We start from the raw sequence: 21,624 nt of genomic DNA, 5'->3' as shown, positions 1-21,624 counted from the left end.
CAAAGCTCCACGATAGAAAGAAATGATTTGGCCGGCATTCGATAATTGGCCAATGATCCTTGCATTTAAGCCAGACTGTTCCGATGCACAACATTTCTCTTGATTCTGTGGATGCAGTGGCGCGGCCTCTGCTGGCCATTGGCACTGACTATCCGCCCGGCACACTGCTGGACACCCATATCCACCGTCGTGCACAGGTGCTTTATGGAATGACAGGGTTGATGGAAGTGGAAACTGATGATGGCGCGTGGGTCATTCCCCCTTATAGCGGGGTATGGATTCCAGCGGGCAAGCGGCATCGGGTGCGTATGCAGGGCGTCAGCACGCGCAGCCTGTATATCGAACCTGTTGCCGCACCGAGGTCGAGCGCACGTTGCGAGACCCTTGTGATCACTCCGCTGCTGCATCAGTTGCTCCTGGCGTCGCTGGCTATGCCGGCCTTCTATGACGAGCAGGGGCGAGACGGCGCATTGGCGCAATTGCTTTTGCACGAGGTGCGTCTGGCACAGACCATGCCGCTGTTTGCACCGATTCCACAGGATCGGGCGCTTGCAGGGCTGTGCAAAGCGTTCTTGAAATCTCCGCACATTGAGGCTGCACCTCAGGAATGGGCGGATCAATTGCACAAGAGCTTGCGCACCTTCACCCGGCTGTTCAGGCTGCAGACCGGAATGAGTTTTGGTGCCTGGAGGCAGCAGGCATGTTTGCTGGCTGCTTTGCCCAGGTTGACGGCCGGGCAATCGGTCACACAGGTGGCGCTTGATCTGGGTTACGACAGTCCCAGTGCATTTTCGACGATGTTCCGCAAGCGGCTCGGGCGGGTGCCGAGCGATTTCATCCGGCCGGCACCGTCAGGCGCGAATCCGTGAGTTCCGGGTGGCTGGCAGGCTATGCGTCTCGGTGATCGGCCTCTCCGGCTTTCCAGTATCCCTTGGCGCTGAAGCAGTGGCGAGGAATGTCCCGCTCCTGCAGATAGTGCATTTTCAGTCTCCGGATGGCAGCCGATTCTCCCGCTATCCAGATATAGCCGGCCCCTGTCGGCAATGGGCGGTGTAACAGCGACTGGCACAGGGCGAGGCCGGGCTCCGGCTGTGCTTGGATCCATTGGGTGCGCAGTCTTGCCGGGCTGTCGATTGGCTGCTGATCTTCTGGCGAAGACACCTCGGCATAGATCTTGACGTTGATATCAGCGGGCAATCGGCTGGCAATGCTCTGAATGCCGGGTAGGGCGGTTGCGTCTCCCGCCAGCATGACCCAGCTTGCATTGCCGGGTAGAAGGAACCCGCCGCTGCGTGGCCCGGCAATCCCCAGGTGTTCGCCAACCGATGCGTGAGAGGCCCAGGCAGAGGCGGGGCCAGAGCTGGTATCTGCGCCATGCAGAACAAAATCCAGATCCAGGGTGCCCGCTGCGAAATCAATGCTTCGCACGGTGTAGGCGCGGCCCTCGCCAGAAGGAAGAAAGACCTTCACCCAGGCAGCAGGGTCGTTGATGCCCTCGGTGTCGAGAAGCTCGGCCATTCCTTCGCCTCCCACCGTGATTCGCCGCATATGCGGCGTAATGGAATGGACGGCCTGCACAATTCCCAGGGCTTTTTTGGTGTGTGGCTTCGAGGCAGTCTCAAGCATGGCGTACTCCTGCATGCGAGAAGTTGTTGTCGGTGGCGTGGATGCGGTTCTGCATCGATTACTCCAAATATGAGCATTTGCTCGATATATGAAATAATATGAGTGATAGCTCATATTGAAAACTCGCGTTTGAAAAGCTCCATGCCAAACCTGCCGCAACCCCGGCGTATTCCTCGCCAGAGCCGCTCTCGCGCCTTGGTGGATTCCATTCTGGAGGCAACGGCTCGCATTTTGAGCGAGCGGGGCTATGCCGGAACCAACACGAACCTGGTTGCCGAGCGCGCAGGAGTCAGCGTGGGTTCCGTGTACCAGTACTTCCCGAACAAGGATTCGCTGATCACCGCACTGCATGAGCGGCATGCCGTAGAAATGCACGCGGCAATGGAGACAGTGCTGGCAAGGACGCCGTCGCTGGGTCTGCGAGCGCAGTTGGCCGCCATCGTGCGCGCATGGGTGGCGGCTCACCAGGTGGCGCCAGAGCTGCATCGCGTGCTGGAGAAGGAGTTTCCGTTCTTCGATGCGCCATCGGACCAGAGCCCCGCCGATCAAAGCATTCACAAGCGCGTTCGCCAGTTGCTGGAAGACCACCGGAACGAGTTGGTGCCGCAGGATCTGAATCTCGCAACCTGGATCATTCTGCAGAGCATGGAATCACTGATCCATGCTGCGGTCATTCCGCCAGGCGCCCCGCATCCGATCGAGAAGACCGAGCAGGCCATCATCGACATGCTAGCTGGCTACCTCCATGGCAGCCGCGGGGAGCGGCCGGGGCATAAGCCGCAGGACTCCTGCCGGGGTGCATGACATTCTGGCTTAGCCGATGGCCAAGGAACACCGGCGGAGACCTTCATGTCGGCATGCAATGAATGTGCCGGTGCGGTATTCTTTGGCAATGAGTGAAAAACGAGAGAAGAACATCCAGCTGGCCCATGCAGTGCTGGACTGGAACCGAACCTATCTGCGGCACGATGCATCACTGACCGAGGCAACGGTCAGTCAGTGCTTTGGGAAGCGTTTCATTGTCGAACCCAATGGCCGGCACTACCAGGCCAACGCTGGCAACTACCTGGAGTTTCTCAATGGAATGCGGGCGTCGATGGCAGGGATCGAGTACCAGATCATTCACACCGTGGCCGACGATGACGCGGTGGTGTTCGACATGGCTGTGCAGATTGCCCATACCGACGGACGCCGGGAGCATTTCATTGCGATGCTGTTGATGCGGTTCGACGACCAGGGAAAGGTTGCGCTCTGGAAAGAGACATACCTGCCGCGTGCATAGCTCCGGGCAGCGGGTATATGGAAGAAGGCGCCTGCGGCTTCATGGTCGGGGCGCCTTTTCCTTTTCGGCACTGTCGTTGGGGCGTCAGCGAAAGAGCACGCTGGCGCGATGGTGACCTAGCCGGCGAGAAACCTCTTCACTGCATGCCTTGGCTGCGGCAGCCTCCTTGCCCTCCCAATCGGTATCGAAAGAGCGGGTGCGGCCCATCAGCGTGATGCCCAGAACAATGTTGCCCGAGTAGTCGAAGACGGGCGCCGCGAAGGATGACACGCCGGGCGTCGGGTTGTTGATGGTGCGAGAGGTGCCGTGCTTGCGGATTTCGCTCACCACCGTTTGCAACTCGTCCCGGTCAATCGACGCCGCAATATCGGGCCCCAGGCGCCGTTCGTCTTCCAGCAGCGATTCCTCGATGAGCTTGGCAGGCAGGTAGGCCGCAAAAAGGCGCCCCGTCGCGGTGCCTGCCAGCGACATGACGGTTCCTGTGCGGATGTTGGTGTGCAGCGGATAAATCGCGTCGAACAGGAACACGATGGTGGGGCCCTGGTTGCCCCAGACCGACAGCGCAACGCTATGCCCGGTCTCCCTCGCCAGTGCCTCTGCAAATGGGGTGGCTTCCCGCACTGGGTTGAGCATTCTGAGCGTCACCAGACCCAGCTGCATGGCAGTGGGCCCGAGCCAGTAGTAGCCCGTGGATGCTTCCTGTGTGACCAACCCCAGCTTGGCAAAGCTGACCAGGTAAGGGTGCGCCTTGCCCGGCGCCATGTCTGCCGCTTTTGCCAGCTCTCTCAGCGGCATGGGACGACCCTGAGCGCCCAGTGCAAGCAGTAGTTGACCACCGGCTTCAATCGACTGGATGCCGCGTCGTTCCTTTTCGGAGCCACTGTCTCCGACTTCCGTATCAAGTGTGTTCATGAAATCTCCCTAACGATTTAATTTTAACTACAGGATTAGATTAGGGTAAATCATTAGTATTAAACATAAGCATTAGCGTAATACTAACGCAAAAGAGCAAGCGAGTGCAGTCTCTGCGAAGGAGCAAAGGTCAATGAGCAAGCGGGAAACCGAATTTGATGTGCTGGTGGTCGGCACTGGTGCCTCCGGAATGTCGGCGGCAGTCACTGCTGCGTACGAAGGTCTGAAAGTGCTGGTGGTCGACAAGGCGTCCCTGTATGGCGGCACGACGGCGAGATCGGGTGGATGGCTCTGGATTCCCAACACCCGATTGGCCAAGGAGCAGGGCATCCATGAGCCCGCCGGGGCCGCGCGTTCCTACCTTCAGCATGAGGCCACGACGCACTTCAACCCGGCAAGGGTCGATGCATTTCTGGAAAACGGTCCCAAGGCGATCGACTTCTTCACCAGCAAAACCTGCGTTCAGTTCGACATGCCTCCGGTGTTCCCGGACTACCACGCGGAAGCACCGGGCGGCCAGCCGGGTGGCCGCTCCATGGTCACGAGGCCTTTCGATGCCCGGGAGCTGGGGGAGCGCATTCAGCAGTTGGCGCCGCCGGTTCCGGAACTCACTGTTTTCGGAATGATGCTGGGCTCTGGCAAGGAGCTGTGGCACTTTCTGCGCGCATTCAAGTCGTTGGAATCCTTTTGGTATGTCACCAAGCGGTTTGGCGGCCATCTCGCCGACGTCGTGCGCCACGGCCGCGGCATGACCTTGACCAACGGCAACGCCTTGGCGGGGCGCCTGGCCAAGGCCGGCATGGATCTGAACGTATCCGTCTGGCTTGATTCGCCGGTCCAGAGCCTGATTTTCGAAAATGGCGTCGTGGTTGGTGCGTCAGTCGTGAATGGTGGATCGCCCGTGGACGTTCGGGTGCGCAAGGGCGTGGTGCTGGCCTGCGGCGGTTTTCCTTATGACATCGAGCGCCGCAAGCAACTGTTTCCTCACGCGCCCACCGGGCACGAGCATTTCACCCCGTCCCCTGCGCTGAATACGGGTGACGGATTGCGCCTGGGAGAATCCGTTGGCGGCTGGGTGGATCCGTCCATTCCCAATGCCGCCGCATGGTGTCCGACTTCCGTCACCCGTCGCAAGGATGGCTCACAAGGCGTGATGCCGCACTTCATCGACCGAGCAAAACCCGGTGTCATTGCGGTGACCGCTCGCGGCCGCCGGTTCACCAACGAGGCGCTGTCCTATCACGACTTCATCCAGGATCTGGTCAAGGCATGTGCTGGCTTGAGCGAAGTCTCCTGCTGGCTCATCTGCGATCACAAGCATCTGCGTGAATACGGTCTGGGTGCCGTGGCTCCGTTTCCGCTTCCTATCGGAAAGCACATTCGCAGCGGTTACCTTCAGCGGGGCAGCAGCGTGCAAGAACTCGCCCAGCGCATTGGTGTTCCCTATGCGGCATTGCAAGAAGAGGTGGAAGCCTTCAACCGCGACGCCGCCAGTGGCAGAGATAGCCGATTCGACAAGGGCAGCACCGCCTACAACCGCTTCCAGGGGGATTCATTGGTGACGCCCAACCCATGCATGGCTCCCATACGCCAGGGGCCTTATTACGCGGTCAAGGTCGTGGTCGGCGAGATCGGCACATTCGCAGGACTGGAAACCAATGCGGACTGCCAAGTGTTGACGAAGGATGGCAAGGTGGTGCCCGGCCTCTACGCGGTTGGCAATGATGCTGCAAGCATCATGGGCGGTAACTACCCGGGAGCGGGCATCACACTGGGCCCGGCACTCACCTTTGGCTACGTTGCGGGCAAGACCCTCGCCGGGCAGCCAGACCTGTCCAGTACGCCGCACAGGCAGTTCGCCGAGCCCGCGCACGCTGCGTGATCCGTACAGCCAAAAACCAGGGAACCAACATGGAAATCACGGAATGGATGGCGCCTCGTTTGCTGAGCGGGCGGGTCGCGCTGGTCACGGGCGCTGGGCAGGGCAACGGCAAAGCCATCGCCAAGGGCCTGGCCAAGGCGGGAGCCACAGTCATCGTCACCGATCTGAATGAGGCCAATGCGAAATCGGTTGTTGGAGAGATTCAGGAGGCAGGCGAAAAAGCCTTTGCATACTGGCTTGATGTGACCTCATCCGCCGAGTGCGATGCACTGGCTGAGACCGTTGGCAAGGAGGTCGGTGACATAGACATCCTGGTCAACAACGCAGGGGTCATCATTCGCGAAGGGGTGGACAGCCAGAAGGTGGCTGCCAATCTTCAGCGAACCCTCGATGTCAACGTGATGGGAACATTTCATCCCACGCATGCCTGGCTCCCATCGTTAAGAAGGACCCGGGGCGTCATCATCAATGTGGGCTCCATCGCGTCGACCACCGGTATCCCGAATGTGGTCGGATACTCGCCATCCAAAGGTGCAGTCAAGATGCTGACCCAGGCACTGGCCGTGGAGCTGGCAAAAGACGGCATTCGTGTCAACGCCATTGCACCCGGAGTCATCGAAACCCCCATGACTTCCTACACACGCGAGGCACCGGAGCGCCTGGACAGGTTCATGCTTCGCACGCCGATGGCCCGCGTGGGCCAGCCCGAGGAGCTCATCGGCCCGGTCGTGTTTCTCGCCTCCAGCATGGCCTCCTATGTCACCGGCGTCACGCTTCCCATCGATGGAGGTTTTCTGGCCGCCTGAGAGGGGTATTTCCGCGTCTGCAACCTGGAACTCGATGGGTTCAATCACTAAAAAATGGAGACAACCATGAATCATCCTTCGTTCATCAAGAACGTCATCCTGACGGCGGGCCTGCTGGCTGCTGCCGTTGCAAGTGCACAGGACATCAAGGTGGGCTACAACGGCGACCTGTCCGCTTCGCCGTCTGCCCAAAGCGGTCAGGCTGCGGTCCTGGGCATGGAGGCCGCCATTGCAGACATCAATGCCGGTGGCGGGCTGCTGGGCCGGAAAATGGTGCTGGTGACGCGGGACGATACCTCGGCACCTCCCAAGTCGATCCAGAACATGAGCGAACTGGTAGACAGCGAAAAGGTATCGGCCGTCTTCGGGCCGACCAACTCCGGCAACGCCATGGCCTGGAAGCACATCGCCAACCAGAAAAAGATTCCGGTCATCGGCAACGTGGGCTCGGGAACGGACATTACCAAACCCATGAGCGCAGGCGCCGACAACTACATGTTCCGCGTCTCCATGGTGGACCGCGAACAAGTGGCAGCGCTCATGGCCTATGTCAAGAAGAGCGGAGACACATCGAAGGTGGTGGGCCTCATGGCCGAAACCACCGGATACGGGCAGGGCGGTCTCAAGGACATGGAAGAGATCGCCAAGCTGCAGGGCATCAGGATTGCAGCCACCGAAAAGTTCGGCGTGGGCGATACGGACATGACTTCTCAGCTGAGCAAGATGAAATCGGCCAGCGTGGACACGGTCGTGGTGTGGGCCCAGGGAACGCCGATTGCCCAACTCGTGCGCAGCATGGAGAAGATCAATTACTTTCCCCTGGTGCTGACCTCATGGGCTGCAGACAACATCACCTTCTATGATGCGGCGGGCAAGGCGCTGGCGGAAAAACCCATCTTCATGCGTACGGTCAGCGAAAACCGCACGCCCGCCCAGCAAAAGCTGTTTGATCGCATCGGCACCAAGCTCAAGGCGCCGGGCTCCTTCTCCTTTGCACTGCACGGCTATGACTCCATCCAGCTGTACGCGGCTGCCGTCAAGCAGGCCAACAGCGTTGACGGCAATGCCGTGCGCCTGGCGCTTGAAGACCTGAAGGCGCCGGTCCAAGGCGTTCTGAAAACCTACGAAAAGCCGTTCAGCAAGGCCAATCACGAAGCGCTGACGGCCAAGGACCTGGTGTGGATCCGCTGGAAGGATGGCAAGCTCCAGCCCTACACGGACCCTATCGTGGGCTCGCTCTCGCCCGCCGACTTCAAACAATAACGCACGCGGTGCAGGATGGGGCCGCACAGTGCGGCTCCGCCCGTTCACTTGGAGACAATCATGACAGAGGCGCTCTTACAGGCGATTCTCAGCGGCCTGGCCGTGGGCGGCGCATACGCGCTCGTGGCGTTGGGGTTCAGCATCACCTTCACGACGACCAAGACCTTGAATTTCTCGCATGGCGAGTTTGTGTCGGCGGGCGCCTTCATTGGCATGAGCGCGCTCTTTCTGATGCTGGGTCTTCCCATCAGCTCCACCACCTTCGGCTCGGCCTTGCCTGGCGCGGGCGCGCAATTGCTGGCGCTGGCTGCGGCATTGGGCGTAATGGGGCTGCTTGGCTGGGTGCTCTACCTGGTGGGGGTGCGCCCGTTCGCCGGGCGTCCTGGCATGGCATGGGTGATGAGCACGCTCGGATTCGGTGTCATTCTGCAGAGCATTGGTCTAGCCATCTGGGGGCCCAAGCCTGTGGTGGTGCCTGGGCCCGTCGGAGATTCGGTCATCCGGATCCTGGGAATCGGGGTACGGCCACAAGAGATGCTGATGCTGGCCGTGGCGATCGCCATCATGCTTGTTTTCGACTGGGTGATGAACCGCACCATGGTGGGAAAGGCGATGCGTGCCGTGGCCGCCAATGGGAGCGTTGCCAGCTTGATGGGCATCAATACCAACGCGATCATGGTGGGCGCCTTCGTCGTCAGTTCCGCGCTGGCCGGCCTTTCCGGTTTTCTTCTGGCGCCCATTGCCCAGGCATCGCTTTTCATGGGGCTTGCCGTCGGGCTCAAAGGTTTCTCGGGGGCGATGATCGGTGGGCTCAGCAACCCGCGCGGCTGCGTCATCGGGGGCTTTGCGCTCGGGGTGCTCGAATCTCTCGTCAACCTGTGGCAGGCGCAGTGGCGTGAGGTCGCAGTGTTTGCCCTCGTCATTCTGGTGCTGGCCTTCCGGCCAACAGGTCTCTTTGGCAAGCCCATGGTGGAAAAGGTATGAAGCGCGCTCAACACTTCATCGGTGTCGCAGTTGCCGCAGCAGCGGTGATCGGGGTGACCTCCCTGGTGGGCAACGACTACTACCTGCGCATCATTTTCATGATGTGCGTGTACTACCTCTGCGCTGCAGGCATGAATGTCCTGGTGGGTTTTGCCGGTCAAAAATCTCTGGGACAGGCGGGGCTGTTTGCTGCGGGCGCATATGCGGTGGCGCTCCTGACCACCAAGACCGAGATCAGCCCCTGGCTCGCGCTCATTGCCGCTGCGGCCATTTCCGGCGTCTGTGGCGTTCTGATCGCACTTCCTTCACTGCGCGTCAAAGGTCCCTATCTGGCCATGGTGACGCTGGCCTTCGGCATCGTGGTGGAGAAGCTGGTGGGCGAGTGGACGGAGGTCTTCGGTGGGGCGCAAGGCATCTATGGCATCCGTCCCATCACCTGGAATGACCAGCCCCTGACCTCGCAGCAGTGGGTCTGGTTTGCCGTGGTGCTGTGTGCGCTCGCGCATCTTCTGCTGCGCAATCTTCTGCAGGGGCGCTTTGGCCGCGCACTGCTGTCGCTGCAGGCCGACGAGATCGCCTCTGCGTCGGTGGGGGTGCGCGTCTACCGGGCCAAGGTCATTGCCTTCGTGGTGGCGGCTGTGACCTGTGGCATTGCCGGAGCGCTGGTTGCGCAGCAAAACCAATACATCAACTCCGACTTCATCACCTTCCATCTTTCCATCTTCATCTTGCTGCTGGTGCTTTTTGGTGGGGCCGGTTCGATGTACGGGCCATTGATAGGAGCAGTCATTCTGACGGCTGTCGACGCAGCCCTGGCCCGGTGGCCTTCGGCACAGCATTTCCTCTATGGCTTTCTGCTGTTGTTTGCCCTGTATGTGATGCCGGGCGGCGTAGCCGGTGTTTTCAGGGCGCTGTTCAAAGAGCGCACCGAAACAGAAGCGGGCGAGAAGTCTGAGGAGCCGCCCAAGACGACGCGCATCGGGCCGGCGGGAGAGGGCGAGTTGCTTGCGGTGGAGGGGGTGACCAAGGCATATGGTGGCGTCAAGCCTGCGCAGAACGTATCGTTCCGGCTTCAGCGAGGCCATATCCATGCCTTGATCGGCCCCAATGGCGCAGGCAAGAGCACCATGATCAATATGCTGACCGGTGTTGTGAAGCCGACTTCCGGCTCCATCCGGTTCCTGGGCCAGGAGATTGCAGGCAAACCGGCGCATCTGATATGCAGCATGGGCATGGGGCGAACCTTTCAGAACCTGCGACTGTTTTCCGATCTTTCGGTGCTGGACAACGTGATGCTGGGCCGCCATACGCGGATGCGCAATGGCTTTTTCTCCTCGTTGATGGGGCTGCCCGTTGCAGGCCGGCAAGAGGCTGTGACCCGGGGGCGCGCACTGGAGCTTCTGGAACTGGTGGGTCTCGCGCATCTCGCCCACCAGCCGGCAGGCAGCCTTCCCTATGGCTTGCAACGCAGGGCCGAGCTGGCCCGTGCACTTGCCACCGAACCCCAGCTGCTTCTTCTGGACGAGCCTGCGGCAGGCCTCAACCCCCACGAGACGGCAGAGCTGGGGCAGCAGCTGCTGCGCATAGGCCGGTGTGGTGTCAGCATCCTGATGGTGGAACACCACATGGATCTCGTCATGTCCGTCTCCGACCACGTCATCGTGCTGGATTACGGCATCAAGATCGCGGAAGGCAAGCCGGCGGAGGTTCAGTGCAATCCACGTGTCATCGAGGCTTATCTTGGTGTCGACGACGAAGACGACATTGAGGCCCGCGAGACCTGCCCGCCATCTGAAGGACGAAGAGATGCTGAAACTTGATTCCGTGAAGGTGTCCTACGGCGCCATTGAAGCCGTCAAAGGCGTAGATCTTGAAGTCCGTGCCGGCGAGGTGGTGACCATCATCGGCGCCAATGGTGCAGGAAAGAGCACCTTGCTCAAGAGTATTGCCGGGCTGGAGCCACTCCAGGATGGGAAGATCTTCATTGGTGGCAAGGACTGCAGCCAGGTCGCCCCTCACCAGCGTGTCGGCCTTGGCGTTGCCATGTCTCCCGAAGGGCGGGGCGTGTTCGCAGACCAGACGGTGCGCGAGAACCTCATGCTGGGTGCCTATTCCCGGCGAGGAGCACCGCGCGCCATCGAAGACGCCATGGAGCGGGAGTTCAACCGCTTCCCCCGCCTGCGGGAGAGGCAGCACCAGCTCTCGGGCACCCTGTCCGGAGGAGAGCAGCAGATGCTGGCCATTGCCCGCGCGCTGATGAGCGAGCCGAAACTGCTGTTGCTCGACGAGCCCTCTCTGGGGCTGGCGCCTCTGATCATCAAGGACATCTTTGATGCCATCCGGCAACTGCGCCATTCGGGCCTGACCATTCTGCTGGTGGAGCAGATGGCCAAGCAGGCCCTTGGTGTGGCCGACCGCGCCTATGTGCTGGAGACAGGGCTCATCACCCTGGAGGGCACGGGAAGGGAGCTGCTGAATGATCCCAAGGTCAAGGCAGCCTACCTGGGTGCGCACTGAGAGCCGCAAACACAACCCTTGATATGTCGTTGCTTCGTCGGGGGCGCCTAGCCTTGTCGTACGTCTGTACTGCCTGCGGCTTCGCGCCTCGTCTCAACCGCAAATCTGCGATTTGCTGGGTTGTGTTAACGGCTCTGAATACTTCTTTTCAACCTATCGAACCATTCCAAGGAGGTCCCCATGACCCAGACCAAGAAATTCGCCAGCCAGGCTGACCTGGAAGAGAAAAAAGTCACTTTCAGCCAGATCTCCGAGCATGCCTGGGCCTACACGGCAGAAGGAGACCCCAATACCGGCATCATCATCGGTGACGACGCCGTGCTGGTAGCCGATACGCAGGCCACTCCAGCGATGGCGGCCGATGTGATCCGGCGCATCCGCGAGGTGACCGACAAGCCGATCAAGTACGTGGTGCTGACGCACTACCATGCCGTGCGCGTACTGGGGGCGAGTGCCTACCAGCCGCAGGAAATCATCGCCAGCCAGGACACCTATGACCTGATCGTGGAGCGTGGCGAGCAGGACAAGGCCAGTGAAATCGGCCGCTTTCCCCGGCTCTTCAGCAATGTCGAGACCGTGCCTCCCGGAATGACCTGGCCGACCATGACCTTCACCGGCAAGATGACACTATGGCTTGGCAAGCTCGAAGTCCAGTTGCTGCAGCTCGGCCGTGGCCATACCAAGGGAGACACCATTGTCTGGCTGCCAGGAGAGGGCGCATTGCTCTCGGGCGATCTGGTGGAGTTCGGCGCTACACCTTATGCCGGGGATGCCTACTTCAAGGACTGGCCCCGGACGCTGGAGAACCTCGCGGCACTCAAGCCCAAGGCGCTTGTGCCTGGCCGTGGCGCTGCACTCACGACCCCAGAAGACGTGAGCCGGGGGCTGACCGAAACCCGCGATTTCATTGCCGATGTGTACCTGAACGTGCAAAAGGGCGTGGCTGCCGGCAAGGACTTGAATGCCGTCTACAAGGACACCTATGCAGCGCTGCGGCCCCGGTATGGGCACTGGGTCATCTTCGACCACTGCATGCCGTTCGATGTGACCCGCTGCTATGACGAGGCCACCCAGTACGCGGATCCGCGCATCTGGACTGCCGAGCGCGACATCGAGATGTGGAAGACGCTGGAAGGCTGAAGCCCGGCCCGATCGCTCTTTACCCGTTCCGCCAGCGAAATGCCCATGCAGAAGCCGCAATCGGCTGCGCTCCCGCAAAAGCCTGACCAGCTCTGGCTTGTGGGCAGTTGCGCATTCACCAGCATGGCTTCCATGCGTATCTGTGATGCCATGCTGCCCGCGTTTGCCCAGGATTTTTCCGTGACACCGGGGCGGGCAGCGGGTGCGATTTCCGCATTCGCCTTGGCTTACGGAGTGCTCCAGCTTCTTTATGGCCCGTTGGGCGATCGGTTTGGAAAAACCCGGGTTATCGCGCTGGCAACCCTCGCCTGCACCGTTGGAAGCATTCTGGCGGCCATGGCGCCGAGCATGGAGTGGCTGGTTGCCGCACGTGTGCTGTCAGGCGGGGCCGCTGCCGGAATCATTCCATTGGCCATGGCCTGGATCGGCGATACGGTGCCTTACCAAGGCCGTCAGGCGGTGCTGGCAAAACTGCTGGGCGCAACCGTGTTCGGCATGATCAGCGGCCAGTGGGTGGGCGGCGTTCTTGCACACGCATGGGGCTGGCGTTCTGCGTTCTGGGTGCTGGCTTTGCTTTTTTGCTGTACTGGCGTGTTCCTGCTCCGGCAGCTCGCGGGGGAGCAGCCGAAGGCGCAAAGCACTCCAGCGGGGCTGGTGGAAGGATTCCAGTCGGTGCTGCACAACCCCTGGGCCAGGGTGGTTCTCCTGGTGACCGCGCTGGAGGGCGCGTTTGCATTCAGCGCGCTGGCATTCATTCCCAGTGACCTTCATTTGCGCTTCGGGCTGTCGATGCCTGTGGCTGGCGGGCTGGTGGCCCTGTATGGTGTTGGCGGGCTGGTATACAGCCGTGCCGCAAAAAGAATGCTTGCGCGCTGGCGCGAGCCGGAGCTGGCAAAAGCCGGGGGCGTCTGCATCGGCGTGGCATTCGCCGCCATGGCACTGGCTCCCCATTGGTGCTTCATACCTCCAGCGTGCCTGCTGGCCGGCTTTGGGTTCTATGCACTGCACAACACCTTGCAGACCAATGCCACACAGATGGTGCCGGCAGCCCGTGGCACGGCAGTCTCGCTCTTTGCATGCAGCCTCTTTCTCGGCCAGTCTGCCGGGATCCTGGGGGCGGCCTGGGTGGTGGACCATCTGGATGCATCTGCCCTATTTGCGGTCTGCGGAGCAGGCCTTCTCATGGTGGGTGCCGTGTTTGCCATGCTGCTTCAGCGGCAAGACCCTCCGTGAACCCGCAGGGAGCCCTTCGCGCCGCCATGGCGCCTACATGCCTGTGCATGGGGTACCGACACGGGCCGACATTGCCTGAAACCCAGAAGTCCTGATCTTCAAGATGACCTCTACGCTTCCTTTGCTTTTCCAGCCGCTCAGGCTGCGATCGCTTGAACTCAAGAACCGTATCGTGATTTCTCCCATGTGCCAGCACGCCGCGCAGCGGGGGTGTGCCACACCCTGGCATCTGGTTCACCTGGGGAAGTTCGCCCTCGGGGGCGCGGGCCTCATTCTCACGGAGAGCACAGCGGTCGACCCGCGCGGCCGTATCGGCAACGCGGATCTGGGCCTGTGGAACGATGACCAGATGGAGCCGCTCAAGGCCGTGGTGGATTTCATCCATGCCAACGGAGCCGCCGCAGGCGTGCAGTTGGCCCATGCCGGGCGCAAGGCGGGCAGCCAACCGCTGTGGGAGGGCGGGGCAGCGCTCAGTGAGGCAGAGATGGCCAGCGACGCCGAACCCTGGTGGCGGCTGGGGCCCAGCGCACTGGCTGCAGGGCCTGGCTGGTCCAGCCCGCACGCCATGGGTGCGCAGGACATTGAAGACATGATCGTGCGCTTTGTCGAGGCCACCAGGCGTGCCGACCGGGCCGGGTTCGACGTGGTGGAGCTGCACTTTGGCCATGGCTATCTGGTGGCGAGTTTCCTGTCTCCGAACTCGAACCTGCGTAGCGACGAATGGGGCGGAAGTCGCGATGGCCGCATGCGGCTGGCCTTGCAGCTTGCCGCGCGGGTGCGCGAGGTCTGGCCGGCTGGCAAGCCGCTATTTTGCAGGCTTTCCGTTGTGGACGGCAGCACCGAAGGATGGAGCCTCGAGGATTCGGTGGTGCTGTCCCGTGCGCTGGCGCAACTGGGTGTGGATGTCATCGATTGCTCTTCCGGTGGCCTGACCGAAGAGACAAAGGCGCTGCCCGTTCCGCGCGGACTGGGTTTTCAGGTGCCGTTTTCCGAGCGCATCCGGCAAGAGGCTGCGGTACGCACCCAGGCGGTTGGCATGATCGTGGACGCGAGCCAGGCAGAGGCGGTGCTCCAGGAGGGCAAGGCAGACCTCATCGCCCTGGGCCGGGAAGCCTTGTTCGATCCGTACTGGGCGCACCACGCCGCAGTTGCGCTGGGCGTGGACCCGGGTTTTCAGCGCTGGCCCGTTCGCCACGGCGTGTGGCTGGCCAAGCGGGCCCCAGGGCTTGAGAAGGCGCGTGCGCAAGCTGCTCAATGACCACACCATCCATTTGACGAAAGGAAGCCATCCATGACCGTGCGTATGGGATTGATCCGCAAGAAGGCAGATTGGACGTTGAGGGATTTCGATGCCTATTGGCATGCCAGCCACGGTGCCTTGGCCCGGCGGGCGCCGCAACTGCGGGAGTACTGGCAGAACCTGGTTCTCGACAGGCTGCAACGCGGCATTGAATTTGACAGAGGGCCATGGGAGCTGGACGGCATTTCGCAGCTTCGATTTGACGACGCCAGCCAGTCTGCGCAGGCATTCGATGGCAGCTCACTCGCCGCCGAACTCATCCAGGATGAGCAGTACTTTCTGGATGGTCTGCACATCGTCACCGCCGAGCCAACCGTGGTCATCGCGATACCTGCGCAACAGGAGCGCTCCGCGTTGTTGAAACGAATGTCGATCATTACCCGCCTGCCCTCGGTGAGCGAGGAGGACTTTCGCCGGGAATGGACGATCCACGGCGAACTGGTTCGGGGCATGGCAGGCGTGAGCGCCTATCGCCAGAACGTCATCGTGGGCCGGGAGCGCGTGAAAGGGCAGCCCTGCAGTTACGACGAATTGCCCATGGACGGTATCGTCGAGCTGTGGTTCAAGGACGCGGCAACCCTCGAAGCAGCATTCAACTCCGAAGCGGGCAGGAAGACCATGGCGCATGCAAAGACCTTTCTGTCCCACATCACCGCGTTTGTGGTCGGCGAGCGGAAAATTCTCTAGCGCAATAGCGGCTGGAGCGGCGCCGCCCGGTTCCTGCCGGCTGTTTGGAAACGTATGTTTGTGTAGCAGGTCTTGACTGCTGCGCGGCATGTCCTACCCGTGTGCAACAGGCTCGACTACCCCGTCGCTCCACACAGGCACGTAGCATGGATACCAAGGCAAAGCGATGGTTTTGACTGCAGCGGCCGCAAGGCCCGCAATGCTTTGTCTTTTGTTCAACGCTTCCCAAAAAGGAGGACAACATGGATACCGTTCACACCGCATCCAGCGTCATCTCTTCGGACAAGGTTCATGGCACGAACGTGTTCAATCCCGATGGAGAAAAGCTGGGCTCGATTGAGTCTCTGGTGCTTGACAAGCTTTCAGGCAAGGTTCGCTACGCCGTCATGGAGTTTGGTGGTTTTCTGGGCATGGGCACCGATGTCTACCCGCTGCCGTGGGAAACCCTGAAGTACGACACCGACCTGGGTGGCTATGTGGTGACATTGACACGCGAGCAACTGGAAGGCGCGCCGCGTTATGGGCGAGAGACGACGCAGGACTATTCCGATGAATACGGCCGCAAGGTGCACGATTATTACGGTGTGCCCTGGATCTACTGATCTGACGCCCATCGCCTGATTCGCAGAGCGCAAGCCACCTTCGGGTGGCTTTTTCATGGGTACCGTTTTCTGCCGTGCAAATCCTATTTTTATAGCGGTCTGCGCAGACCAGCCAAGCGCCCAAAGCGTGAAACAATGATTTTTGCGGTGGAAACGCACCCGGAAAAACGCCGCGCAAGAGGGCGCGGCGCGGGGGCGGACAGGCAAGAGGGTCAGCGCTTTTGCAGCGCGCGCGGTGCCGGCACCTTCAATGCTTGCTGTGCTGCTGTGCCAGCACACGTCTTGCCTTCTCGAAGGTCTTGCGGATGTCCGTATTGTCCTTGTTGGTGTAACGCAGACTCTTTTCGCCCGGCTTGGCAAGCAAGGGGCGGCTTGGCATGGTGAGCATCGGTGTCATAGGGCCTCCTGAGGGAATAGGCTGCAGTGCCCACTGTTACCTATCAGGAACGGCTTGCCCATCAGTATTTGCCGCAATCCGGACTGGGACTGCACCTACAGCGTGTGAAGAGGCTTTTAAAAAGGTAGTCGTAAAGTCACCACAATCACGGTGCCGAGGGCGAGGTTCAAGGCCACCCATTTGCGGATCTGGTCCATGGCCTTGCCGCCGGCCGGCCAGTCCTTGGCGTCCACGGCGGCGTTGAGCCGTTTGAACAGTGAAAATCGGATATGGCCGAACACCGCCATCATCACGAGTCCCAACACCGCCATCACGATCCACGATACCGGCATGGGTGCCTTGGCGCCAGCCTGCGCGGCCATCTGGTGCACCAGCCCAATCATGCCCAGGCCGCTGACCAGAATCAGCACGATGGCAATCAGAACGGCGCCAAAAAAGCGCTGCAGCACATCGCGCATCAGCGGCAGGCGTTGGGGCGGCGGCAACTGCGCTGCGGCAGGGCGAAGAAAGAAATGGGCGAATGCCATGCCACCCAGCCAGACGATGAGGGCGAGCAGGTGAAGCGTTTTGAGAATGATGTAGAGCATGGGGATGGTATAGGAGTAGGAGGGCGGACGTTGGCCTGTATCGTACCTGCCTTGTCTGCTGAAATGTTGGCTGTTTGGCCATGCAGGCTGCCTGCAGCCCTTGGCGAAAACGGGGCGAGCGAGGGCAGAACCGACCTGGTCAAAGACCACGCTGCATCGTGCGACATGGCGGTGGGCATTTGCTGGCGCTCTGGCTGGCTGCTACCATGCGCCGCATGTTGTCTTCTGCCTCCACGCACTGCCTGCACGCGCCAGTTGCCCTGCCTGGAGGCGCCGTGCTGCGCGGGATGAATTACAAGCCCGTCGCACATTCCCTCGCCCGGCGATAACCCCACACTCATTTGCGCAAACGCAGTATCGCCGGGCTTCTACCCCGCGCGATCGCGGCTGCTCGCCTGACAGGCGCCCGGCCATGGAACAAGCTCGTGACCACGCGTTGCGCCGTCACACGGAAGGGGAAGACCGTCATGGACCAATCCATGGAATTTACCAAGCAGTTTCTGCGCTCCAAGAGCCCTTGTGCAATGGGGTTTCGCTGGTTTGTGCGCAACATCGAAGATGGCGTGAGTTACCAGAAGGCGCTGGACACCCTGGTGGCTGCTGGCCGCGTGGACGATGCGCTATGGCTGTTGAACAACTTTGGCCCCACCAATGCCGTGCTGCAACTGGACCGGCTGGAGGCCGATGCCGTCGTGTTTGCCGGTAGTGTGCAGGTGCGTGGTGGCGTGGAGGTGGATGGTGCGGTGCACGTGGGCCGGTCCCTGCAGGCGGGGGGCGGCGTGCGCTGTGGCAGCGATCTGGTGGTGGGTGAGGACATCCGTGCGGGTGCCAGCATCTTTGCGGGGGGCAGGCTGCAGTGCGGCGGCCATCTGCGCACCGATTGGGGTGTGGATGTGCAGCAGGGCGTGACTGTCGGTGGCGATCTGCGCGTGGCCTGGGATCTGGTGGCACATGGTGCGATCAGCGTGCGCGGCTCGGCAGTGGTGGGGCAGGATGTGATTGCGAGCGACAGCCTCCATTGCGAGAAAAATCTGCGGGTGGGTGGGCATCTGACCGGGGCAGGCCCTCTGCGCGCGGGCCATGGGATTGCAGTGGGCGGCGCGATTGAAGGGGTGTCACATATCGATGCCGGTTGGGGTATTCGTGCGGGCGAACACATCCACGCCAGCGGGGCCATCAAGGCCGGGGAGAGCCTGGCAGCAGGTGAAGCCATCTGCGCAGGCGATGGCTACGGCGTGTTTGCAGGTCTCAATGTGCAGGAAGACAGCTGGGAAGTGAGCGGCCAGGTCTGGGCACCCAGCCCGCCCGCGCGCTTGCGCAGTGGGCTCTGGATCGGCCCCAGCCTGCTGTGAATCTGAGCGGAAACTGCCTGTAGCGCTGGATGGATGTGCGCAGGCTGCTATGGAAAATATAGGAGCTGGTTCAGAAAACGCCAAGCGCCAGGCCTGCCGCCAGTGCTGTGCCGAGTTCGCGGCAGCGCTGCAGATCGGTATCGGGAATGTGCTTGGTGGCCAGTATCGCTTCGGGCGTCTGTGCATGGGTACAGATGACCAGCGGCTCGGCCACCGGCTTGAGCCGCCAGCCTGTGGCGATGCGCTCGATCTGGCGCGCGGCGCCGTGGCCATCGCTGCCCGCGCACACCAGGCTTGCATAGGCACGGCCATTGATGCGATCGAGCACGGGGTAGTAACAGCGGTCAAAGAAATCCTTCATCATGCCGCTCATCGCTGCCAGATTCTCCGGCGTGGCAAACACATAGGCATTGGCGGCCAGCACATCGGAGGGCTGGGTGGCCTGCGCGTGCAGCAGGCGCACCTCCACGCCGCCTTCTGCCAGAGCGCCGTCGCACGCGGCCTGCGCCATCTGGAGCGTGCCCTGGGTGAGGGTGTGGTAGACGATGAGCAATTGCGGAGCAGCCATGGCGCAAGCATAGCGGCAAAGCTGGCGCCGGCATGGCCCGTGCCTTGTCATGTGCACGACGCCGTGTTGCCGTCTGCGTGATGGCGCATGGTAGATTGGCCCTCTCATTCCTTCGGACCGACTTCCATGAGCGAAATGTTTGACCACGTTGCCGCCAGTTTTCATGCCCAGGGGCTGATGCACACCATGGGGGCCAGTCTTCGGCAGGTGAGCGATGGGGAGGTGCAGATTGCGTTGCCCTATAGCAAGGCCCTGTCGCAACAGCACGGCTTTTTGCATGCAGGCGCGGTGACCAGCGTGGTCGACAGTGCCGCTGGCTACGCGGCGCTCACCAAGGCGCCTGCGGGGTACGAGGTGGTCACCGCCGAATTCAAGATCAACCTGCTGCGCCCGGCCATTGGCGAGCACTTTGTGGCGGTGGGCAAGGTGCAGAACGCCGGCAAGCTGCTGACCGTGTGCACCGGCGAATTGCTCGCCTATACCGCAGACATCGACGCCGCACCCAAGGTGGTGGCGCTGATGCAGGCAACCATCGTGAACGTCAAATACTGAGATCGATAGAAAAAAGGCTGCTGGCGCTTATCCATCAAGCGCCAGCAGCTATTATTTTCATAGTGAGTGAGGTTCAGTCCTGCCATTGGTACAGCGCAGGCTGTTTGCTGACAAAGCGCTGGATGGCCTCCTGGTGAAAGGCGCTTTCGCGGCACAGTGTCTGGGCCAGCGCCTCCTGCTGGAACACCTCGGCGCGCTGGCTCTCGAAGGCATGGTTCATCACGCGCTTGGTGTAGCCAATGGCTTCGGTAGGGGCACTGGCAAAGCGCTCGGCAAAGGCAATGGCATCGGCCAGCACATCCTCGCTCGTCACTCGGTAGGCCATGCCCAGTTGCTGCGCCTCTTCGGCACCCACCACGCGGGCGGTAAAGGCCAGTTCCTTGGCGGTCTGCAAGCCCACCAGGCGCGGCAGCAGATGCATGGCGCCCAGGTCCGGCACGAAGCCGATCTTGGCAAATACGCAGCAGAACTTGGCACTGGGCGCAGCCAGCACGAAATCACCTGCCAGGGCCAGTGACAGGCCCGCGCCAAAGGCACTGCCCTGCACGGCGGTGATGACAGGCTTTTCCAGATCGAGCAGCTCGTCAAACCAGCGGTGCAGGCCCAGCATGCGGTTGCGGCTGTCAAACACATCCTGCTTGCCAGCCACTGTGGCCTGCATGCTCTTGATATCGCCACCCGCGCAGAAATGGCCACCCGCGCCGGTCAGCACCACAGCCTTGATGGCGCGGTCGTCACGGATCTGGGGTACGAGGCGGGTGAACTCCTCGCGCATGCTCTGGTCGAGCGCATTGCGGGCTTCGGGGCGGTTCATGGTGAGCACGGCGGTACTGCCGTGCATGGTCAGGGTCAAGGATGTCATGGCGTGGCTTGGAGAGAGAAAAACGGCTGCGGTGTGCAGGCTCATTCCGCCTTGATGTCGAGGCGCTTGGCAACAGGAATCCAGCGCTCGCGCTCGGCGGTGATGAACTGGCCCCATTCTGTGGCGCTTGCCGCAATCGGCTGGGCACCTATGCGACGCAGCTTTTCCTGCACTTCGGGCTTGGCCAGCGACTGATTGACAGCCTGGTTCATGCGGTCGATGGCAGCCTGCGGTGTGCCCTGGCGCGCCACCAGGCCGAACCAGGCACTCGCCTCGGTGCCTGCAAAGCCCAGCTCGGCCAGTGTGGGTACATTCGGTAACTGCGGAAACCGCTGGTTGTCCAGCACGGCCAGCGGCACAATGCGGCCGCTGATGGCTTGCTGCATCGACGAGGGCAGTGCGTCGAACATGATGTCCACATTACCGCCCATCATGCTGGTGATGGCCGGGGCGCTCCCTGCAAACGGCACATGCGTCACCTTGAAGCCCATGCGGTCGCTGGCAAATTCGCCTGCCAGATGGGTGATGTTGCCGCTGCTGGCCGATCCCATGGTGAGCGTCTTCCCCTCCTTTTGCGCCTGCTGGGCCCTGGCGATCAATCCCTTGGCATCCTGCACGCCCAGATCCTTGCGGGTGACGAGCAGCAGCGGCGCCTTGCCCAGGCCCGCCACGGGTACAAAATCCTTGGCCGGGTCGTAGCTCATCTTGGCGTAGATGGCGCTGTTGATGACGAGCGGGGCATTCGAGCCGACGAAAAACGTCTGGCCGTCGGCGGGGGCACGCAGCACGGTTTCTGCAGCAATCATGCCAGCGGCGCCGCCCTTGTTCTCGATGACGATGGGCTGACCGCTTGCCTGCCCCGCATCGTGGGCCACAATGCGGGAAATCTGGTCGGCGGCGCCGCCTGCCGGGTAGGGAACCACCCAACGCAGCGGAGCCTCGGCGGCCTGGCTGTGCAACGCCATCGTGGCAGTGGCTGCGCCTGCCGCAAGGCAGAAAGCACGGTGCAGAAAGTGACGCCGTGAACGGCTCCGAAAATGGTTTTGGGGCACAGTGGTTGTCTCCTGTTTGC

Annotated in this window: 23 protein-coding genes; 16 read left to right on the top strand and 7 right to left on the bottom strand. The window is 61.5% G+C overall.

Features of this window, described 5'->3' with window-relative positions; genetic code table 11:
- Positions 1-83 precede the first annotated feature (83 nt).
- The gene (locus ACH2DG_RS10850) at positions 84-869 is read left to right on the top strand and encodes an AraC family transcriptional regulator (RefSeq protein WP_395026069.1); all 786 of its coding nucleotides are present in this window, start codon (positions 84-86) and stop codon (positions 867-869) included.
- 19 nt (positions 870-888) lie between these two features.
- Here the strand turns inward: ACH2DG_RS10850 and ACH2DG_RS10845 are convergent, their stop codons facing one another.
- A complete protein-coding gene (locus tag ACH2DG_RS10845) occupies positions 889-1,626 on the bottom strand; it encodes a siderophore-interacting protein (protein ID WP_395026067.1) in 738 nt (245 codons plus the stop codon).
- 141 nt (positions 1,627-1,767) lie between these two features.
- On the opposite strand from ACH2DG_RS10845, the gene ACH2DG_RS10840 reads away from it, so the two are divergent.
- Entirely contained in the window at positions 1,768-2,430 is a 663-nt protein-coding gene (locus ACH2DG_RS10840) for a TetR/AcrR family transcriptional regulator (RefSeq protein ID WP_395026065.1), read from the top strand.
- 88 nt (positions 2,431-2,518) lie between these two features.
- Complete coding sequence (locus ACH2DG_RS10835) at positions 2,519-2,908, top strand: nuclear transport factor 2 family protein (RefSeq protein ID WP_395026064.1); 390 nt, start codon at positions 2,519-2,521, stop codon at positions 2,906-2,908.
- 84 nt (positions 2,909-2,992) lie between these two features.
- Here the strand turns inward: ACH2DG_RS10835 and ACH2DG_RS10830 are convergent, their stop codons facing one another.
- Positions 2,993-3,820 (bottom strand): IclR family transcriptional regulator, encoded by an 828-nt coding sequence (locus tag ACH2DG_RS10830; protein WP_395026062.1) that lies wholly within the window; start codon positions 3,818-3,820, stop codon positions 2,993-2,995.
- 133 nt (positions 3,821-3,953) lie between these two features.
- On the opposite strand from ACH2DG_RS10830, the gene ACH2DG_RS10825 reads away from it, so the two are divergent.
- From ACH2DG_RS10825 to ACH2DG_RS10775, 11 genes are all read left to right on the top strand, one after another.
- Complete coding sequence (locus ACH2DG_RS10825; protein WP_395026060.1) at positions 3,954-5,702, top strand: FAD-dependent oxidoreductase; 1,749 nt, start codon at positions 3,954-3,956, stop codon at positions 5,700-5,702.
- 29 nt (positions 5,703-5,731) lie between these two features.
- Entirely contained in the window at positions 5,732-6,508 is a 777-nt protein-coding gene (locus ACH2DG_RS10820) for an SDR family NAD(P)-dependent oxidoreductase (RefSeq protein WP_395026059.1), read from the top strand.
- 66 nt (positions 6,509-6,574) lie between these two features.
- Positions 6,575-7,771: an ABC transporter substrate-binding protein gene (locus ACH2DG_RS10815; protein ID WP_395026058.1), complete on the top strand. Its 1,197-nt coding sequence runs from the start codon at positions 6,575-6,577 to the stop codon at positions 7,769-7,771.
- Positions 7,772-7,831: 60 nt separating this feature from the next.
- The gene (locus tag ACH2DG_RS10810) at positions 7,832-8,755 is read left to right on the top strand and encodes a branched-chain amino acid ABC transporter permease (RefSeq protein ID WP_395026057.1); all 924 of its coding nucleotides are present in this window, start codon (positions 7,832-7,834) and stop codon (positions 8,753-8,755) included.
- On the top strand, positions 8,752-10,575 hold the full coding sequence (locus ACH2DG_RS10805) for an ATP-binding cassette domain-containing protein (protein WP_395026055.1): 1,824 nt from the start codon (positions 8,752-8,754) through the stop codon (positions 10,573-10,575). Before ACH2DG_RS10810 ends, ACH2DG_RS10805 begins: the two co-directional genes overlap by 4 nt.
- On the top strand, positions 10,562-11,272 hold the full coding sequence (locus tag ACH2DG_RS10800) for an ABC transporter ATP-binding protein (protein WP_395026054.1): 711 nt from the start codon (positions 10,562-10,564) through the stop codon (positions 11,270-11,272). The genes ACH2DG_RS10805 and ACH2DG_RS10800 overlap by 14 nt, the downstream gene beginning before the upstream one ends.
- A gap of 180 nt (positions 11,273-11,452) precedes the next feature.
- Positions 11,453-12,412: an MBL fold metallo-hydrolase gene (locus ACH2DG_RS10795; protein ID WP_395026052.1), complete on the top strand. Its 960-nt coding sequence runs from the start codon at positions 11,453-11,455 to the stop codon at positions 12,410-12,412.
- Between the two features lie 45 nt (positions 12,413-12,457).
- Entirely contained in the window at positions 12,458-13,645 is a 1,188-nt protein-coding gene (locus ACH2DG_RS10790; protein WP_395026051.1) for an MFS transporter, read from the top strand.
- Between the two features lie 103 nt (positions 13,646-13,748).
- Entirely contained in the window at positions 13,749-14,903 is a 1,155-nt protein-coding gene (locus tag ACH2DG_RS10785) for an NADH:flavin oxidoreductase/NADH oxidase (protein WP_395026050.1), read from the top strand.
- Between the two features lie 33 nt (positions 14,904-14,936).
- The gene (locus ACH2DG_RS10780; RefSeq protein ID WP_395026049.1) at positions 14,937-15,632 is read left to right on the top strand and encodes an EthD domain-containing protein; all 696 of its coding nucleotides are present in this window, start codon (positions 14,937-14,939) and stop codon (positions 15,630-15,632) included.
- A 242-nt stretch (positions 15,633-15,874) separates the two neighbouring features.
- A complete protein-coding gene (locus tag ACH2DG_RS10775) occupies positions 15,875-16,234 on the top strand; it encodes a PRC-barrel domain-containing protein (RefSeq protein WP_395026047.1) in 360 nt (119 codons plus the stop codon).
- A 247-nt stretch (positions 16,235-16,481) separates the two neighbouring features.
- Here the strand turns inward: ACH2DG_RS10775 and ACH2DG_RS10770 are convergent, their stop codons facing one another.
- Positions 16,482-16,631, bottom strand: coding sequence for a hypothetical protein (locus ACH2DG_RS10770; RefSeq protein ID WP_224149564.1), 150 nt, complete (start codon positions 16,629-16,631; stop codon positions 16,482-16,484).
- A 116-nt stretch (positions 16,632-16,747) separates the two neighbouring features.
- A complete protein-coding gene (locus ACH2DG_RS10765; protein ID WP_395026046.1) occupies positions 16,748-17,218 on the bottom strand; it encodes a CopD family protein in 471 nt (156 codons plus the stop codon).
- A 479-nt stretch (positions 17,219-17,697) separates the two neighbouring features.
- On the opposite strand from ACH2DG_RS10765, the gene ACH2DG_RS10760 reads away from it, so the two are divergent.
- Entirely contained in the window at positions 17,698-18,570 is an 873-nt protein-coding gene (locus tag ACH2DG_RS10760; RefSeq protein WP_395026166.1) for a hypothetical protein, read from the top strand.
- A 70-nt stretch (positions 18,571-18,640) separates the two neighbouring features.
- On the opposite strand, the gene ACH2DG_RS10755 is transcribed toward ACH2DG_RS10760, so the two are convergent.
- Positions 18,641-19,138 (bottom strand): flavodoxin family protein, encoded by a 498-nt coding sequence (locus ACH2DG_RS10755; protein ID WP_395026044.1) that lies wholly within the window; start codon positions 19,136-19,138, stop codon positions 18,641-18,643.
- Between the two features lie 126 nt (positions 19,139-19,264).
- Here ACH2DG_RS10755 and ACH2DG_RS10750 point away from each other — a divergent pair, with 126 nt between their 5' ends.
- Positions 19,265-19,690 carry a PaaI family thioesterase gene (locus ACH2DG_RS10750; RefSeq protein ID WP_395026043.1) on the top strand — a complete coding sequence of 142 codons (426 nt, stop codon included), beginning with the start codon at positions 19,265-19,267 and terminating at the stop codon, positions 19,688-19,690.
- A gap of 73 nt (positions 19,691-19,763) precedes the next feature.
- On the opposite strand, the gene ACH2DG_RS10745 is transcribed toward ACH2DG_RS10750, so the two are convergent.
- Positions 19,764-20,552 (bottom strand): enoyl-CoA hydratase/isomerase family protein, encoded by a 789-nt coding sequence (locus ACH2DG_RS10745; protein ID WP_395026042.1) that lies wholly within the window; start codon positions 20,550-20,552, stop codon positions 19,764-19,766.
- A gap of 41 nt (positions 20,553-20,593) precedes the next feature.
- Positions 20,594-21,517, bottom strand: a complete 924-nt coding sequence (locus tag ACH2DG_RS10740) for a Bug family tripartite tricarboxylate transporter substrate binding protein (protein WP_395026041.1) — start codon at positions 21,515-21,517, stop codon at positions 20,594-20,596.
- Positions 21,518-21,624 lie beyond the last annotated feature (107 nt).

Origin of the sequence: Comamonas odontotermitis, from assembly GCF_040396735.1 — a bacterium.
In the GTDB taxonomy this organism is placed as follows: Bacteria; Pseudomonadota; Gammaproteobacteria; order Burkholderiales; family Burkholderiaceae_C; genus Comamonas; species Comamonas odontotermitis_C.
This window is presented reverse-complemented; position numbering and strand designations above follow the sequence as displayed.